Genomic DNA, 620 nt, shown 5'->3' on the forward strand with positions numbered 1-620 from the left:
GGCCAGGCCCAGGCCCGTGCCGCGGCGCGTCGGCCACCTGTTCGAACGGGCGAAACAGGCGGCCGAGCTGTTGCGCGCTCATGCCGATGCCGGTGTCGGCCACCTCGAAGCGCAGCCGTACGCAGGCGTCGTCCCCGCTTGCCGCCGGCACGCGCGCCACCCGCAGCGAGACCGTCCCGCGATCGGTGAATTTCACCGCGTTGCCGAGCAGGTTGAGGAGCACCTGGCGCAGGCGGGTCTCGTCGATCGTCACGGCGGCCGGCACGTCGGGCGCGAGCGCGTACTCGAACGCCAGGCCCTTCTCCTCGGCCTTCACGCGCATGATGTCGACGACCACCTGCAGGAATGTGCCGAGGTGGGCCGCGGCCGGATACAGCACCATCCTGCCAGCCTCGACCCGCGCCAGGTCCAGGATGTCGTTGATGAGGGTGAGCAGGTGCTGGCCGCTTTCGTGGATGGTGGCGAGGCCGGTGGCCTGCCGGTCGTTCAACAGGTGCCTGTCGCGCTTGAGCAATTGCGCATAGCCGATGATGGCGTTGAGCGGGGTGCGCAATTCATGGCTCATCTGCGCGAGAAAATTGCTGCGCTGGCGCGCGAGGCCGACGGCCTCGGCCAGCGCC

At 69.5% G+C, this 620-nt stretch carries 1 protein-coding gene; it reads right to left on the minus strand.

From position 1 onward, the window contains the following. Positions 1-620: sensor histidine kinase (locus ACEN88_RS33630; protein WP_413346683.1), on the minus strand; the 620-nt coding region annotated here is incomplete at both ends.

The sequence above is a fragment of the Massilia sp. CT11-108 genome (genome assembly GCF_047302915.1).
Taxonomy (GTDB): domain Bacteria; phylum Pseudomonadota; class Gammaproteobacteria; order Burkholderiales; family Burkholderiaceae_D; genus Telluria; species Telluria orientalis.